The 15,841-nt window shown below is 63.6% G+C and carries 13 protein-coding genes; 8 read left to right on the forward strand and 5 right to left on the reverse strand.

Going from position 1 to position 15,841, the window contains the following annotated elements; translation table 11 throughout:
- Together AB0K11_RS05400 and AB0K11_RS05405 are read right to left on the reverse strand one after the other, a co-directional pair.
- Window positions 1-339: a hypothetical protein gene (locus tag AB0K11_RS05400; protein ID WP_364973040.1), complete on the reverse strand. Its 339-nt coding sequence runs from the start codon at window positions 337-339 to the stop codon at window positions 1-3.
- Between the two features lie 199 nt (window positions 340-538).
- A complete protein-coding gene (locus tag AB0K11_RS05405) occupies window positions 539-1,171 on the reverse strand; it encodes a TetR/AcrR family transcriptional regulator (RefSeq protein ID WP_364973042.1) in 633 nt (210 codons plus the stop codon).
- 69 nt (window positions 1,172-1,240) lie between these two features.
- Here AB0K11_RS05405 and AB0K11_RS05410 point away from each other — a divergent pair, with 69 nt between their 5' ends.
- From AB0K11_RS05410 to AB0K11_RS05430, 5 genes are all read left to right on the forward strand, one after another.
- Window positions 1,241-2,461, forward strand: a complete 1,221-nt coding sequence (locus AB0K11_RS05410; RefSeq protein ID WP_364973044.1) for an oxygenase MpaB family protein — start codon at window positions 1,241-1,243, stop codon at window positions 2,459-2,461.
- Between the two features lie 21 nt (window positions 2,462-2,482).
- Window positions 2,483-3,499 carry a TIGR03617 family F420-dependent LLM class oxidoreductase gene (locus AB0K11_RS05415; protein ID WP_364973046.1) on the forward strand — a complete coding sequence of 339 codons (1,017 nt, stop codon included), beginning with the start codon at window positions 2,483-2,485 and terminating at the stop codon, window positions 3,497-3,499.
- A gap of 59 nt (window positions 3,500-3,558) precedes the next feature.
- On the forward strand, window positions 3,559-3,804 hold the full coding sequence (locus tag AB0K11_RS05420) for a hypothetical protein (RefSeq protein ID WP_364973048.1): 246 nt from the start codon (window positions 3,559-3,561) through the stop codon (window positions 3,802-3,804).
- 156 nt (window positions 3,805-3,960) lie between these two features.
- The gene (locus tag AB0K11_RS05425; RefSeq protein ID WP_364973050.1) at window positions 3,961-4,266 is read left to right on the forward strand and encodes a hypothetical protein; all 306 of its coding nucleotides are present in this window, start codon (window positions 3,961-3,963) and stop codon (window positions 4,264-4,266) included.
- 13 nt (window positions 4,267-4,279) lie between these two features.
- Complete coding sequence (locus tag AB0K11_RS05430) at window positions 4,280-5,239, forward strand: metallophosphoesterase (protein ID WP_364973052.1); 960 nt, start codon at window positions 4,280-4,282, stop codon at window positions 5,237-5,239.
- 12 nt (window positions 5,240-5,251) lie between these two features.
- Here AB0K11_RS05430 and AB0K11_RS05435 read toward each other — a convergent pair whose 3' ends face one another.
- Window positions 5,252-5,656 carry a hypothetical protein gene (locus AB0K11_RS05435; protein WP_364973054.1) on the reverse strand — a complete coding sequence of 135 codons (405 nt, stop codon included), beginning with the start codon at window positions 5,654-5,656 and terminating at the stop codon, window positions 5,252-5,254.
- 53 nt (window positions 5,657-5,709) lie between these two features.
- Complete coding sequence (locus AB0K11_RS05440) at window positions 5,710-6,573, reverse strand: AAA family ATPase (RefSeq protein ID WP_364973056.1); 864 nt, start codon at window positions 6,571-6,573, stop codon at window positions 5,710-5,712.
- A gap of 564 nt (window positions 6,574-7,137) precedes the next feature.
- Between AB0K11_RS05440 and AB0K11_RS05445 the strand changes: the two genes are divergently transcribed.
- Window positions 7,138-8,022, forward strand: coding sequence for a YDG/SRA domain-containing protein (locus tag AB0K11_RS05445; protein WP_364973058.1), 885 nt, complete (start codon window positions 7,138-7,140; stop codon window positions 8,020-8,022).
- A gap of 62 nt (window positions 8,023-8,084) precedes the next feature.
- Here the strand turns inward: AB0K11_RS05445 and AB0K11_RS05450 are convergent, their stop codons facing one another.
- A complete protein-coding gene (locus AB0K11_RS05450) occupies window positions 8,085-9,473 on the reverse strand; it encodes a hypothetical protein (RefSeq protein ID WP_364973060.1) in 1,389 nt (462 codons plus the stop codon).
- A gap of 125 nt (window positions 9,474-9,598) precedes the next feature.
- Between AB0K11_RS05450 and AB0K11_RS05455 the strand changes: the two genes are divergently transcribed.
- Both AB0K11_RS05455 and AB0K11_RS05460 read left to right on the forward strand, forming a co-directional pair.
- The gene (locus AB0K11_RS05455; RefSeq protein WP_364973062.1) at window positions 9,599-13,009 is read left to right on the forward strand and encodes a helicase-related protein; all 3,411 of its coding nucleotides are present in this window, start codon (window positions 9,599-9,601) and stop codon (window positions 13,007-13,009) included.
- On the forward strand, window positions 13,009-15,813 hold the full coding sequence (locus AB0K11_RS05460) for a DUF1156 domain-containing protein (RefSeq protein WP_364973064.1): 2,805 nt from the start codon (window positions 13,009-13,011) through the stop codon (window positions 15,811-15,813). Before AB0K11_RS05455 ends, AB0K11_RS05460 begins: the two co-directional genes overlap by 1 nt.
- Window positions 15,814-15,841 lie beyond the last annotated feature (28 nt).

The following is a 15,841-nucleotide window of genomic DNA, read 5'->3' on the forward strand; positions in this document are numbered from 1 at the left end:
CTAGCCGTCGCAGCCGTCGAAGAAGCGAGACACCGACATCTCGATGTCCTCGCTCGGGGTGAATTCCGCTCCGGCGGCCGGTGATTGGGAGCAGACCTCCCAGTACATCAAGTCGATCTGCTTCTGCTGTGTCGGGCCGTCGATGTTGTGGGACTTGATGACGAATTTCGTGTTGGGGTCGAGCTTCTCGATGGTTTTGTCGGCTTTCGCGAGGCTCATCTTCTCGACCGACGGCATGACGAACGTCGGCTCGTCGGCTCCCGCAGGCCCGGCCAGTCCGATCGCGGCGGGGACGAGGAGCGCGAGAGCGCCTGTGGCGCGGAGAGCGTGCATCTTCATGGGAACTCCTAGTTGGTGCTCGAGCAGTGGCGCGGACCGCTGAAGTCGGGTCGGCGTGTCGCAGTGCTACAGCGCCGTAGGGCCCGCGATGAGCGAAGAATGCCTGTCATGACCCTGGCAATACCAGGGTTTTCTCATGGCAACATGCTGCCGGGCGGCTGTGCGTTTTTGCGGTTTCCTGTGAACGGGCCGCACCCGCCTACGCGGTGCCCATGCCGTCGACCACAGCGACGCACAGCTTCGCGGCGACCGCGGCGAGCTCGGAAGGGGTCTCCTTCGGGTCACGGAGCCACGCCTCGATGAGTTGGTTGGCGCCGCCGACCATGAACAGCGCCCCACGGCGCAACGCGTCGGGACTCGGTGTCTCGGCGCCGAGGACTTCGGGAGCGAGTTCGACGATCAGAGAGGCGATCTGGTCGAGGATGCCGGCCCGGTGTTCGGGCAGACCCGGCACGGCACTGACGTCGCCGGTGGCGATGCGGTGGACGTGCGGGTCCGCGGCGATGATCTCCAGGAACGCCGTCAGCGCCGAGGTCAACTTGTCGGTGAGGGTGCCCGGATCGCCGACGCCGGCCTCGACCAGCGTTGCGAGCATTTCGGCCCGCACCTCGTCGATGACCGCGAACACGATCGCCTCGCGGTTCGGGAACTGCTCGTAGAAGTAGCGCGTGGTCAGGCCCGCGGCGCTGCACACGCCGCGCACCGTCACGTCGGCGACGCCGGACGTGCCCCAGATCTGACGCGCGGCGGCGATCAGCTTCTGCCGTCGTTCGCTGCGGCGGTCGTCCGCGCTCACGCCGCCGTAGTCACGCACCACCTCCGCGCGCTTCATTGACACGACATTACCTGCGACTTTACTTTGGACTACGGTCGTTATCAGAAATGTCCGAGGAGCGTCCCGATGGAACAGCCCGTCCCTGCCCGTCATCCGTCGACGCCCGGTCCCGTGCCGGCGGGCGTACGGGTGTTCGCGACTCTGCTCGGCGTCGGGCCTCCGTCGACCGAGCGCTGGCAGAAGCTCGGCGCACACCTCACCGTCGGCGACGAGCCGATGGACCGCCTGGTCGAATGGATGGCGGCCACAGGGATGGAGCAGGTGCGCCCACTGTTCGACCGTGCGTTGACGTCGGGCATAGCCACCGTCCCCGAAGCACCGGAACCGTTGCGCGCGTTCTTCACCGAGGTCGAGACGGCTCCTGACTGGGTCGACTGGGAGCTGCTGCGCATCGGTCAGCGGGCGATGCGCCGCGGCGGGGCCGACGGGATGTACATCGCGCGAGACGTGTCGCTGCTGGGCGGGTACCAGTTCTCCGGGTTCAACAAGACGCTGATCCGGACGGGCGCGCTGGAGAAGGGGTCGAACAAGCGGTTCGCCGAGACCATGCAGTGGGCGATGGACACCTTCGTCGAGGGCGGCCTGGCCCCGCAGGGCGTCGGCTTCCGGTCGACGCTGCGGGTGCGGCTGATCCATGCGTTCGTGCGCCGTCACGTCTCCGCGATGCCGGACTGGCGGGCCGACGAGTGGGGCCTGCCGGTCAACCAGACGGACATGGCTGCGACGCTGGTCGGCGCGCTGATCGCGCCGTCGGCGGGTGGGTCGGCGATGGGACTTGTGCTGTCGCCCAGAGAATATGACGCGATCGCGCACCTGACCCGGTATGTCGGGTGGCTGCTCGGCGTGGACGACGCGTGGTTGCCGCGTGATTTCCGCGACGGGATCCGCGTGCTGTACCACACGGTGGCGGCGCTATCGGAGCCCGACGAGTCGACGAAGCAATTGGCGATGCCGATGGCCGAGGACCCGCTGCAGTGGAACTACGCGCTGCTGGCGCAGGTGCGTCGACGGCTGGCGCGCACACAGCACCTGTCGGTCACGAGCGCGTACCTGGGCCCGCGGGCGATGCGATCGCTGGGTCTGCCGGCGTATGTGCCGCCGTGGTACCCGATGATGCGGTTGCCGGTGAACCTGGTGCGGAGTGCGTCGGCGTTGACGCGGCGCGGCGGCCTCGACCGGGCGGCGCAGCGGGGCGACCGGGAGCAGAAGGCGTTGCTGCGCATCATGATCGGCGACGAGGAAGCGACGATCGGCGAGTCGGCCGCGCATGTGAGCCGGGTGGCGTGACACCGGCGTAGGGTGCGAGCCGTGCACGTCGACGTGATGACGACCCCGCAGCCGCTGCCTCAGATCTCGGACCTGGCGCGGCGCACGCAGGCGGCGGGCTTCTCGGGCCTGCTGTTCACCGAGACGGGCCGGACGGCCTATCTCAGCGCGGCGGTGGCGTCGCAGGCGGCGCCTGGGCTGGACTTGTCGACGGGGGTGGCGGTGGCGTTCCCCCGCAGCCCCTTCGTGACGGCGGCGACGGCGTGGGAGCTGCAGGAGGCGTCGGGCGGCCGGTTCCGGCTGGGCCTGGGCACGCAGGTGCGGACGCATGTGGTGCGGCGGTACGGGGCGGAGTTCGAGCATCCGGGACCGCGGCTGCGGGACTACGTGCGGGCGGTGAAGGCGTGCTTCTCGGCGTTCCGGACGGGCACGCTGGATCATCACGGCGAGTTCTACGACCTGGACTTCATCACGCCGCAGTGGAGTGCCGGGCCGATCGACGCGCCGGATCCGAAGGTCGACATCGCGGCGGTGAACCCGTGGATGCTGCGGATGGCCGGCGAGGTGGCCGACGGCGTGCACGTGCATCCGCTCGGCGAGCCCGGCTACATCGCACGACATGTGGTGCCAAAAGTGGCAGAGGGCACGGCGAAGTCGGGACGATCGGCAGATGACGTCGCGCTGATCGTGCCGGTGATGACGATCGTCGGCGACACAGAGGAGGAGCGGCACCTCGAGCGTGAACTGGTGCGGGCGAGCATGAGCTTCTACGGCAGCACGCCGAACTACGCGTTCATCTGGGACGAAGCCGGCTTCGAGGGGACGACGGCCCGGATCCGGGAGAAGCAGAAGGCCGGCGACTACGCGGGCATGGCGGCATGCATCACGGACGAGCACATCGCGACGTTCGCGACGGAGGCGATGTGGGACGGCCTGGCCGACGCGTTGCAGGCCAAGTACGGCGGTGTGGCGTCGCGGATCGTGTTGTACAACGCGGCGGCGGATCCGAAGCGGTTCGAGCGGTACGGCGAGGTGGCGCAGCGGCTCTCGGATGCGTAACCACTTGCGTGTCGGTGGCGGCTGGCACGATGCGGCTTCCATCGAGAAAGAGAGAGGCCGTGGTTCGGAAGACGCCGTTCATCATCGCGGCCGCGTTCCGCCGCCGGATCACGGATCTCGACCTCGATGAAGACGCGCGCGAGCGGATGGCCGCACTGGCGCGACGCCAGGCCGATCGGATGAAGCGGCGCCATCCCGACTTCAGCTATGAGTGGTTCTACGGTGCGTGCGGGCTGGACCACTGGGGCGAGCTTCCGCCTGACTATCCCAGTCCGCAGGGGCCCATGAAGGCGGTCGGCGACTGAAGATTCGTGTCGGACCCTCGCGGTACATTGCAGGTGGAAGTTGATCGAGGCAGTTCGCAGAGCTCGAAGCCACCTGCTCGCTCGCAGAGTCGCCCACCCCTTCTCCCCCACGTGACCTGCGGGTCGATTCGGCACGCCGCTGATGGGAGGGGCCAAATGACGACTTCCGACCTGTGGATCAAGAATCTGTCGGGAGGACGATCGCTCGGCCAACACGGCGGGATGGTCAGCCACGCATCGTATGTGGCGTGGGTGGTGCTCGATCTCATCGAGGCCGGCAGGGTGGATGCGCGGTACGACATCACCGACATCGACGCGGTGGTCACGGGCGAACTGTTGATCCAGATCTTCCGCGAAGCCGAGAAGCAGTACGGAGTGACGCTGACGGAACGGGACGGCCAACGAAGTATCAACTGTGTCGACGCAGACGACACCTACCACGTCCTGTTCACCGAATACTGAAGGGAGATAGTGCATGAAGGGCTATGACATCATCGGCGACGTCCACGGCTGCGCATCGCTGTTGAAGGACCTACTGGAGCGCCTCGGGTACCAGGTGGGCGCGTCGGGAGCGTACGAGCAGCCAGGCCGGCAAGCCGTGTTCGTCGGAGATCTCGTCGACCGCGGCGGCGAACAGTTGCAGGTGCTGGAGACGGTCAAGCGGATGGTCGACAGCGGCAGCGCTCAGATCGTCATGGGCAACCACGAGTTCAACGCCGTCGCCTACGACACCGAGCATCCCGACCGGCCCGGCGAATACCTCCGGCCGCGGTCCGACAAGAACAAGAATCAGCACCAGGCGTTCCTCGACCAGGTCGACGGAGAGGCGCGCGCCGGCTACTTGGAGTGGTTCGCGGCGATGCCGCTGTGGCTGGATCTCGGCGGCATCCGGGTGGTGCACGCCTGCTGGCACGAGCCGTCGGTGAGGGTGGTCGAGGAGGCGCTCGGCTCGAACCGGTTCAGCACGCGCGAGCAGTTCGTCCGCGCGTCGGACAAGAGCGACCCGTTGTATGACGCGATCGAGGTCCTGCTGAAGGGCCCGGAGATCGACCTGGCGCGACACGGACTCGAGCCCTACTACGACAAAGACGGCCACCCCCGCAGCCGCGCCCGAGTGGCGTGGTGGCGGGAGAACGCGACCACACTGCGTCAGCTCGCGGTGTTGGACGGCAACTTCCGAACTGCCAGTGGCGAGCCGTATCCCGAGCTGCCCGACGTCACGGTCGATCCGGCAGAGAGCTCCTACACGTACCGCGGTGACGTCCCCGTCTTCTACGGGCACTACTGGCGCAGCGGCTCACCCGAGGCCGGCAGCGACTACACGAGGCGTTCCGCGTGCGTCGACTTCAGTGCGGTCAAGACAGGGAATCTCGTCGCGTACCGCTGGGACGGCGAAGACGAGATCCAGCCGGAGCATTATGTGCTGTCCGCATGAGCGGTCGGGCCGCTAACGGAAGGCTGAACCCTTGGCAACGGCGGCAGTGACCTTCTCGACGATGCGGTCGATGAGCTTCTTCGGCGTCTTCCACCGCATCGCCAGCCGATCGTGGTCCATGCCGTGCTCGGCGATGATGTCCTTCAGCTGATCGGGATTCAGCTCGCTGAGCCTGCTCCGCAAGCCGTCTTCTCCGCTTTCGCGGTAGACGGCGAACGGATCGAAGAGACCAGACGGGCGCCGCTTCGAACGCTTGGCCGGCGCAGCGGTATTCGTCACGTCGGCAGCCGGAGCAGCAGGGGGTGTCGAGACCAATGCATCGGTGAGGGTTTTAGCGAATCGTGGAGAGCGAGTGGCCTCGTCGGCCACCGCCCCGACCACCTGGGCAAGGACATCCGCCAGCGCCGGCCGTGCCACCCGCAGCTTCGTCAGTGCGTCAGCGGCGGCTGCGACAGGCGCCGGGGACTCCGTCACTTGATGCCCTCCGCCGCCGTCATGAACTCCAAAGCCAGGGCGCGCATGGTTTCGGCGCCCCCGTCGTAGCCGTACTTCTGTTTCAAAGTCGATGTGGGCGCGAACTCCGCCGACGCGGCGATGGCGTTCCCTTCGGCGATCTTGGTGTTGAACACCCGCGGCAGGTTGGGATCGGCCACCAGTCGCTTGACCGTGTTGGTGTGGACGGTCGAGGCACTGCGGTACTTGGTGACCACGATGCCGAGCTCGCGGATGTTCTCGCCGATGCTGTCCGCGAATGATTTCGCTCGGGTCTGGATCTGTGGGATGCCGTAGGTGCTCAGCAGGTCGGGGATCGTCGGGATGATGTACCCGTCACTGACGCGCAGGCCGTTCAACGTGACGATCCCGAGGTTGGGCGGGCAGTCGATGAGGACGTAGTCGTAGTCGTCCAGTATCGGCTTGATCGCCGGCCGGAGCAGGTCCGTCGGGTTGTTGGCGAAGAACTTGCCCGGCGGCATTGCCGCGAGCCGGTCCTGCACATCGATCAAGTCGAGCGACGACGGCAGGAGGTCGACCGACTTCACCTGAGCAACGGGGCTGACCCCACGCTGGATCGCCGCGCCGAGGTCGAAGCGGGCAGCCGTGCCGTCAGGGCGAAGCGCGTCGTTGAAGAGAGATACCAGCGTTCTGCCCGAGACGTTGAGTTCCTTCCACCGTTCCTCGCCGATGAGGACGATGGTGGCGTTCGTCTGGGGATCGAGATCGATCACCAGGACTTTCTTGCCGAACTCCGCCGAGAGGAACTCTGCCAGCCCCACGGTGGTCGTAGTCTTGCCGACGCCTCCTTTGAGGTTGATCGTCGAGATAACGCGCGCCAAGATCGCTCCCCTGTCAGTACTTCCTGCCCCACGGTGTCACCTCGGACGAGAACGCCCCCGTGTCCGGTGCCGCAACCGCCCTCCGCTGCGCAGGGCCAGTCAGCCAGCACATGAAAGCACGAGTCGGCCGAGTGCGTCCTGCCCGGTCACCGTCGATGCCCTTTTCTGGGGAGGAAGTCAAACCGTTTCGCCGCGTTTGGCACCTGCAACGTGGCTGTAAACGGTCGCGACCCGCCAGTGCCGAGAGCGACGGCAAGTTCGCATCGAGCTGGGGGTCGAAGGTCTCGACGTCGGGAGGTTGCCGCGTCGCCGGTCGGGTCTGGGCACCCATGGTGGGCAGCACCGCCGATGGTGAGTGCTGATCGGTGACGGCCTAGTGACATCGGTGGGCGACTGCCAGCTGGACTGAATGGTTTGTCACTACTTGCGCACGAGCAGGCGGTTCGAGGTTGCGTGTGCGCACGAAGGAGCCCAGCTGAACCCGGACGAACGCCATCGGACGCTCTGCGGCTACGGCCTGCCCGGCGGCTGAAACCGTCGGAGTCGAGATAAAGTGTTCCGTTTATGGCCATTCGCACCTTCGGACATATTCCCGGCCATCCGGCTGGAACAACGTTTGCCAGCCGGCGGGAGGCGTCAGAAGCTGGGGTTCACCGTCCGCTGCAAGGGGGCATCTGCGGAGGCGCGGATGGAGCCGAGTCTGTCGTCGTCTCGGGCGGATATGTTGATGACCTCGACTACGGCCACGAAATCATTTACACCGGCCACGGCGGTCGCGATACAGCCACAGGACTTCAGATCGCAGACCAGGAATTACTAGGCGGCAATCTGGGATTAGCGCGCAGTTACTTGAACGAGATTCCCGTTAGAGTCGTTCGTGGTCACCAAGGGGAACCTTGGGTTTCACCGCCCGTTGGATATCGTTACGACGGTTTGTATAAGGTCACCAACTTCTGGCAAGAAGTAGGCAAGGACGGGTTCAGGATATGGCGGTTCAGGCTTGAGAGCCTCGAGGCCGAAGCAACCGAGCTCCCGATTCCTGATCTTGCGAGTCGAGCAACCAAGCGGGAACCGCCGAAGCGAGCCAGACGCGCCACCGCCGAGTATCTACAACCGGTGCAGATTGTCCGTGATATCCACGATCATCGCTGCCAAATTTGCGCGTTACGACTAGAAACTCCCGCAGGCCCGCACGCTCAGGTACGACACGTAAGAGCGACGGAGCCACCGCACTCCGGGCCGCACACAATGGAGAACCTCCTCTGTCTGTGTCCGAATGATGCAATTCGGTTCACCTCCGGCTCCGTCTACGTCGACGATGACTACTTCGTGCACGATGCCCTGCAAAACACAGTGATTGGTCGATTGCGTCTCACAGCGGAGCATCCCGTCAGCCGTGAGCACCTGCGGTATCACCGCCACCGATTCGCAGGACGGTTAAGCACCTGAACGCGTCATTAGTCGACGAATCCGTGTCTGCGTCTAATTTGCAGTCCGCCCGGTCGCGCTGGTCACAGTCGCTTCGCCGCCAGGACAGCGTTACGCAATTCAGAACTGACCCGATTGAATCCCAGGAGGCGTGCAACGCTTTTCACTATATCGTCCTCAGTCGCCGGTAGGTCAGCCAGCACCGCGCCTCGATATGCGGCCACCTCCGCAGGAGGCACGACTTCGATTGTTCGAGGGCCAAGCTGCCTTCCGACCGCCCGTGGCTGACCCGGCAGCCGGAATGTCCTCGGCTTATTCCCAGTCTGGTTGAAGGGGTTCTCCGACACGATCAGTCGGTCGCGCTCCGCGGACGAGATCGCTCGATTGACGGCACGCGAAAGAACCCCGCTCGACTCTTGAGCAGTCGAATGCGACTCGAACAATTCGTGTATTCGCCATCCGGTGATCGGCCCCTCTATCGCCACGATCTCAACGATGCAACTCACCAAATGGGCAGGTGTGGTGCTCTCGATTGGCTGTAGCTGCTTCGAGAAGACGGGGTACATCTCTAGCTCCCCTCGAGGAGAACTTGCCGACGGGGTATCGCTCGCCTGAGTAGGGCCTCCGCCGTTGGGCTGTAGCCGCCGCGGCCGCGTGGCATAAGTTTCGGCAGCCAGGATGCCGAGGACAGTAGTGATGCCATTGTCCGCGAGAGCACCGACGCGAATCTTGTCACGGGTGGCTTCGCGGAGTCGGTCGACGGACATGTCGGCCAGCATGCGATCGGTCTCTTTGTTTCGAACGTTGTTGCCGGCGTCAACGGCCGACTTTCGTAGCTTGGACTCTTCGGCGGCTGCGCGCCGGATGACGGCGGTGGCGTTCGGGAGGATCGCGAAGGTCGTCGAGTCTTCAAGCGTGGCGGTTTGGCCGTGGCTCGGTAGCTGCTGTTTGAATCCCACCCAGTCCGCCAGCGCGTCGCGCACAGTTAGGGCGCGGATGCGTGGATCGTCGACCGGCCTGGCCTGCGAGATTGCCTGGGTGATACCGCTGGTAAGGAACCAGCGGCGATAATCGGTGAGGAACTGTGCGGCCATATTGGCCTTCTCGCGCGTTCCGCCGAACAGCAGTAGGCGGCCGAACCCTGTGCCTTTCCGCATGTCCTCAGCGGCAGCCGCAACCTCGGTGGTCAGCCGGTCGAGTTCACGTTGAACGTCAGGGTGAATGGCCGGGAGGCACGCAGCCCTCGCGATCGCCTGCACGAGTGCACCGTCGTCGGGCCGCAGCGGGACGAAGTGCCATAGGTAGCGGTTGTTTCGTCGCGCCTTAGCAGTGCGGGCTCGCAGTTCTGTCGACTGCTTGGCGGACGCGCTAGCAATCGCGTGAGGCGCAGTTGTCAACGCTTTGGCGGCGTCAACCCACTCTCGCAACTCATCACCAACCGCCGAAACTGACGGCTTCTCGTCGCTACCCATGGCCCCCGGATATTCGATACGTTGCGCAGGAAGATTAGCGGACCTATCAAGATCACGACCGATCGTCGAATATTGTCGGGCGGGTCGACTAGCTTGGGTCAGCTGTCTACAGGGGAGGACGAATAGTGCTGCTTGAAGAGTTGAAGCCTGGCCTGCGCATCGACGGCTTGATCCCAGCCCAGGTGATCACGGTGATCTTTGCCCAATGGCACGGCACCGACGCTTTGGAACTCACCTACAAGACCAACGACGGCGCACTCGGCCAGCAGGTGGTGTTCCGCAAGGACCAAGACAACCTCACCGTCGCCCAGATCGGCAGCCGGGCCTTCGACGCCAACGCCACCGACTTCAAGATGGTCGCCGAGGCCCAGCGGATCACCCTGGCCGGATTGTTCGACCCGATGTTGGCCGTGGCCACCAGCGATGTCCGCCCGCTCCCTCATCAGATCCGTGCAGTCTACGGCGAGCTTCTCCCCCGCACCCCTCTGAGATTCCTGCTCGCCGACGACCCAGGCGCTGGCAAGACCATCATGGCCGGCCTCTACATCAAGGAGCTGCTGCTGCGCGACGACGTGCGTCAATGCCTGATCGTCGCCCCCGGCGGGCTTGTCGAACAGTGGCAGGACGAACTATTCTTCAAGTTCGGGCTGCGTTTCGACCTGCTGACCAACCAGCTCATCGACGCCAACGTCAACCTCAACGTCTTCGAAAGCAACCCACTGCTGATCGCACGGATGGACCAGCTGTCGCGAAACGAGGAGCTGCAGGCCCAGCTTAAGGAAACCGAGTGGGACCTCATCATCGTCGACGAGGCACACCGCATGGGCGCCCACTACTTCGGCGGCAAGCTGGAAAAGACGAAACGCTTCCTGCTCGGTGAGATGCTCGGCCGCATCACCCGGCACCTGTTGCTGATGACCGCCACGCCACACTCCGGCAAGGAGGAAGACTTCCAACTCTTCCTCACCCTGCTCGACCGCGACCGCTTCGAAGGCAAGCACACCAAGACCGCCAACACCGACGGCGTCATGCGGCGCATGGTCAAAGAGGATCTGTTGACCTTCGAGGGGAAGAAGCTTTTTCCCGAGCGCCGCGCCGAGACCGTGCCCTACGAGCTCACCGAGCTGGAGTATGCGCTTTACAAGCAGGTAACTGATTACGTCCGTGAGGGCATGAACCGCGCTGACCGTGTGGGTGGCAAGCGGAGGAACACCGTCGGCTTCGCCCTGACCGTGTTGCAGCGCCGCCTCGCTTCCAGCCCGGAAGCCATCTACAAGAGCCTCGTACGCCGCACGGAGCGGCTCGAGCGCAAGAAGCAGGAAATCCTCAAGGGCACCTACACCGACAAAGACCCCACCATCGACGTCGAAGGACTCGACGCCGACGACTACAACTCCGAGCAGGTCGAGGAACTCGAGGAGGAGCTGCTCGACGCCGCCACCGCCGCGCAGACGGTCGACGAGCTCGACGCCGAACTGCTCGAGCTGGCAGAGCTGACGGCGGTCGCCAAACAGGTTCGTGACTCCGGTACCGACCGCAAGTGGACCGAGTTGAGCCGGATCCTCCAGGACGAGGCGCTGACCGTCGATGCGAAGGGATGGCCGCGCAAGCTCATCATCTTCACTGAGCACCGCGACACGCTCGACTACCTGGCCGGGCGCATCCGGACCCTGATCGGCAAGCCCAATGCCGTGCAGGCGATCCATGGCGGTGTGCGGCGCAGAGAGCGGCGCATCATAACTGAGGAGTTCACCAAGAACAGGGACTGCCAGATTCTGCTGGCCACCGATGCCGCGGGCGAAGGCCTCAACCTGCAAGCCGCGCACCTGATGGTCAACTACGACCTGCCATGGAACCCCAACCGGATCGAGCAGCGCTTCGGCCGTATACACCGCATCGGCCAGGAAGAGGTCTGCCGCCTCTGGAACATCGTGGCCAGCAACACCCGCGAAGGTGACGTCTTCGTCCGGCTGCTCGCCAAGATCGAAGAGCAACGGAAAGCCTATGGTGGCAAGGTCTTCGATGTCCTCGGCGAAGCATTCACGGACACTCCCCTTCGGGAACTGCTTCTGGACGCCATCCGCTACGGCGAACTGCCCGAGATACGTGCCAAGATGCACGAAGTCATCGACCACAAAGTGTCCGACGGGCTCAAGGACCTACTCGACGAACGAGCACTGGCCTCGGACCACCTCGCCGACGCCGACCTCGTCAAACTTCGCGCCACCATGGACGAAGCCCGCGCCCGTCGACTCCAACCGCACTACATCGAACTGGCATTCAAGGCTGCGTTCACCCGACTCGGTGGCCGTATCGCCAAGCGCGAACGCGGCCGCTACGAAATCGCCAATGTTCCAGCGCAAATCAGGGCCAGCAAGTACCAACCGATCGCGAGCAAGTACGACCGCGTCGCCTTCGACCTTGAACACGTGCACACCGATGAACTGGCGCGCGCCGACTTGCTCGCACCGGGACATCCGCTGCACGACGCGGTCATGGTCGAAGCAATACGACATCTCGGTGGCACCCTCAACAGCGGCACCGTGCTGGTATCCGCAACGCTGGAACAGCCTCACCTGCTTGTTGGGGTCGTCGAAGAGGTCGCCGACGCAACAGGTGCTGCCTTGTCCCGACGATTCGGCTACGCCTATGTCGACAGCCGCGGCACCGTGACGCCTGCAGGTCCGGCACCCTATCTCGATTGCGTCGCCGCACCCGACACACCAGCCATCGCCACAGCGCGCCAACTCCCCTGGCTGGCCGACGCCGAAGACCGCGCCAATAGCTGGATCATCACGACCCAACTCCCCGAGTACCTGGCCGAAGTGCAACCGCGGCGGGCTGCCGAGCTGGCGAAATGCCGCGATCTGGTTGTCAAACGGCTTGAGGGAGAACGCGATCGGATGCTCCTCGACGCCGCCGTGGCTGCAGAGAAGGAGCAGGCCGGCGAGAAGCCGAAGGAATCGGCTGAAAGCCTCAACCGCAAGGCGGTCGAGCTTGACGCGCGGCTACGCGACCGTCTCGAACTGCTCGACAAGCAGGCGCTGATGTCGACAAAGCCGCCGCGCATCGTTACGGCAGCCCTGATCTTGCCCGCAGCCATGGTCGATGGCGAGCTGCCAGCGTCGGCGCCGATCCATGCGAAGGAGACCAAAGAGGTCGAGCGCCGAGGTGTCGATCTAGTGATCGCGACGGAACGAGCGCTTGGCCGTACGCCGGTCGAGCAGGTGTACAACAACAAGGGTTTCGACATTCTTTCTTCGGAGGCAAGCGGCGACACCTACCGCATCGAGGTCAAGGCCCGACTGGACGGCGCGGCCGACTTCTTCGTCACGCACAACGAGGTAATGGTCGGCAAGAATGCGGCGCCGCGCTACCGACTGGCTTTGGTCAAGGTTGACCCGCGAGGCCCAGACCGCGACGACGTGCGCTATCTCGACAACCCATTTGCATCGACCGATCTCGGTGATTTCGACGCCACCGGCGTCCGCGGCGACTGGAACAAAATGTGGCACAAAGGAACTGAACCCTTCTAATGACGTCTGAAAACCACACGCCGAAGCGCAAGCTGATCGAGGTCGCGCTGCCACTGGAAGCCATCAACCGGGAATCCGCGCGAGAGAAGTCGATCCGGCACGGTCACCCCTCCACCCTGCATCTGTGGTGGGCACGCCGGCCACTCGCCGCAGCCCGCGCTGTGTTGTTCGCTCAACTCGTCGACGACCCGTCCTCCAATCCCGACGAGTTCCCCACCGAGGAGTTGCAGCGTAAGGAGCGCGAACGGCTGCACAGGCTAATTGAAAGGCTCGTCCTATGGGATAATTCGCAAGATGCGAAGCTCTTCGCCGAAGCACACGCCGAGATTCTGAAGTCAACCGGTGCCAATCCCCCGCCGATCCTCGACCCCTTCGCTGGTGGCGGAACCATTCCGCTCGAGGCTCAGCGACTTGGACTCGACGCACACGCATCGGACTTGAATCCGGTTGCGGTGCTGATTAATAAGGCGCTTATTGAGATTCCACCGAAGTTCGGCGGATATCCACCAGTGTCACCGGACGTCGCGAGAGATGAACTGGTTCATCCCTGGCCCGGTGCAACCGGACTTGCCGAAGACGTACGCCGCTATGGCGGATGGATACGCGAGGAAGCCGAGAGACGCGTTGGGCACCTTTATCCAAAGGCACTATTACCGGATGGGTCCCAAGCGCTGGTGATTGCCTGGATTTGGGCACGTACTGTCACTTGCCCCAACCCCGCCTGTGGCATTGTGATGCCCCTGGTGCGCTCCTGGTGGCTGGGCAAGAAGAAAGGACGGGAGGCCTACGTCGTTCCGACGCTCACCGACGGTGCAATCCAGTTCTCTGTTGGACACGACCCGACCGATGCGCCCGCGAAGGAGAAAGACGGAACCGTAGGCCGCACCAGTGCAACATGTGCGGGTTGCGGAGCTAATGTTGAACTCGACTACATTCGCAGTGAAGGCCGAAGTGGACGAATGGGCGCAACGCTTATCGCCACTGTCGCTCAAGGCGATCGAACTCGTGTCTACCTCAGTCCTACCCAGGTAGACGAAGCGGCAGCAAAGGTCGAGGTGCCGTCTGACACACCGAACGGTGATGTTGCAATAAATCCTCGCTGGTTTTCAACGCCCGCATTCGGTATGACAACATTCGCTGACCTCTTCACGCCAAGACAGCTTACCGCGCTCACTACTTTTTGCAACTTGGTGACTGAAGCTCGCGAAAAGGTGCTTTTCGACGCCGTCGCAGCAGGCATGCCCGAAGGCGATCGCCTTGAAGACGGCGGGAATGAGGCTGTGGCGTACGCCGACGCCGTTGCCACATACCTCGGATTCTCAGTGTCGAAGGCGCTAGCACGCAACAATACAATGTGTGGTTGGGAATCCGGAATGGATAGGCTGCGAGGATCATTTCAGCGCCAGGCGATCCCGATGACATGGGACTTCGCCGAAGCCAACCCGTTGACCGGAAGTGGCGGCGGCTTGACCGCAGTCGTCCAATCCGAAGTGGAAGTCCTGAATGCGCTGGCCGGACGCCACGCAGGACATGCCACTCAAGCGGATGCGGCCAATCGGCCCTATACCGGCATGCTCATATCAACCGACCCTCCTTACTACGACAACATTGGCTACTCCGACTTGTCAGACTTCTTCTACGTGTGGCTACGCAGCTCATTGCGAACGATTCACCCAGGGCTGCTAGGCACGATGTTGGTGCCTAAAGCCGAGGAGCTCGTTGCCAATCCGTATCGCCACGGAGGCAAAGTCGGTGCTCATGAGTTCTTTGAGGAGGGGTTCCGACAGGTCTTCCGGCGGGCACGCGAATCGGCGCTTCCTGATTTCCCAATGACCGTCTACTACGCATTCAAACAGTCCGACACGACCGAGAACGGAGAATCCTCATCGGGCTGGGAGACACTGCTAGAAGGGATGATCGGCTCCGGATGGGCAGTAACCGCTACATGGCCAGTACGTAGTGAACTAAGCAGCCGCATGATTGGATCGGGGACGAACGCCCTTGCTTCATCCATTGTTCTAGCACTGCGCCCACGACCACCGGAGGCTCTCAGCACTGATCGTCGACAATTAGTCGAGGCCCTTAAAGCTGAACTCCCCTCGGCGCTCAAGGAACTGCAGCAGGGCGCGATTGCACCAGTTGACCTACCCCAAGCGGCAATTGGTCCGGGCATGGCGGTATTTTCCCGCTATGCAGCAGTGTTGGAACCCGACGGCTCGCATATGTCGGTGCGCTCCGCGCTGGCCCGCATCAATGAGATCCTCGACCAGGTACTAAATGAGCAGGAAGGTGACTTCGATCCGACGAGCCGGTTCGCGATCGCATGGTACCGCCAACACGGCTACGGCGTCGGCACTTTCGGTGACGCAAACAACCTCGCCAATGCCCGTAACACTACCGTGGAATCGATGGACCGCGGCGGTATCCTCACCAGCCGAGCTGGAAAGGTCCAGCTAATCAGACCGTCCGACCTGAGCTCGGACTACGACATCCTCGCCGATCCCTACACGAGCGACTGGGAAGTCCTGCACCACCTCATTAAGAGGCTAGATGGCGATGGCATCGGCCCAGCCGGAGACTTCTTGCGCGCCGCCCTCAGCCGCCCAGAAGGGGCTGATTCTGACCTGGTGAAAGAGCTCGCGCACTTGCTGTTCCGTATCGCCGAAGCCGATGGCTGGACCAAGGATGCACTCAGTTTCAACAGTTTGGTCACCAGCTGGCCCGAGATCTTGGATGCAGCCAGAGCAGGCGCCGAATCGAGCAGCACGCAAGCCGGCTTCGATTTCGAAAGCGAGGAATCGTGAGGCCACAGGTCGTGAAAGCCCGAACAAA

The organism is Mycobacterium sp. NPDC050551 (genome assembly GCF_040674075.1).
Lineage (GTDB): Bacteria > Actinomycetota > Actinomycetes > Mycobacteriales > Mycobacteriaceae > Mycobacterium.

Coding starts and splice junctions, on each gene's coding strand:
- AB0K11_RS05425 (WP_364973050.1), top strand. CDS start 3,961: ATGACGACTTCCGACCTGTGGATCAAGAATCTGTCGGGAGGACGATCG.
- AB0K11_RS05460 (WP_364973064.1), top strand. CDS start 13,009: ATGACGTCTGAAAACCACACGCCGAAGCGCAAGCTGATCGAGGTCGCG.
- AB0K11_RS05405 (WP_364973042.1), bottom strand. CDS start 1,171: ATGAAGCGCGCGGAGGTGGTGCGTGACTACGGCGGCGTGAGCGCGGAC.
- AB0K11_RS05445 (WP_364973058.1), top strand. CDS start 7,138: ATGGCCATTCGCACCTTCGGACATATTCCCGGCCATCCGGCTGGAACA.
- AB0K11_RS05400 (WP_364973040.1), bottom strand. CDS start 339: ATGAAGATGCACGCTCTCCGCGCCACAGGCGCTCTCGCGCTCCTCGTC.
- AB0K11_RS05430 (WP_364973052.1), top strand. CDS start 4,280: ATGAAGGGCTATGACATCATCGGCGACGTCCACGGCTGCGCATCGCTG.
- AB0K11_RS05450 (WP_364973060.1), bottom strand. CDS start 9,473: ATGGGTAGCGACGAGAAGCCGTCAGTTTCGGCGGTTGGTGATGAGTTG.
- AB0K11_RS05410 (WP_364973044.1), top strand. CDS start 1,241: ATGGAACAGCCCGTCCCTGCCCGTCATCCGTCGACGCCCGGTCCCGTG.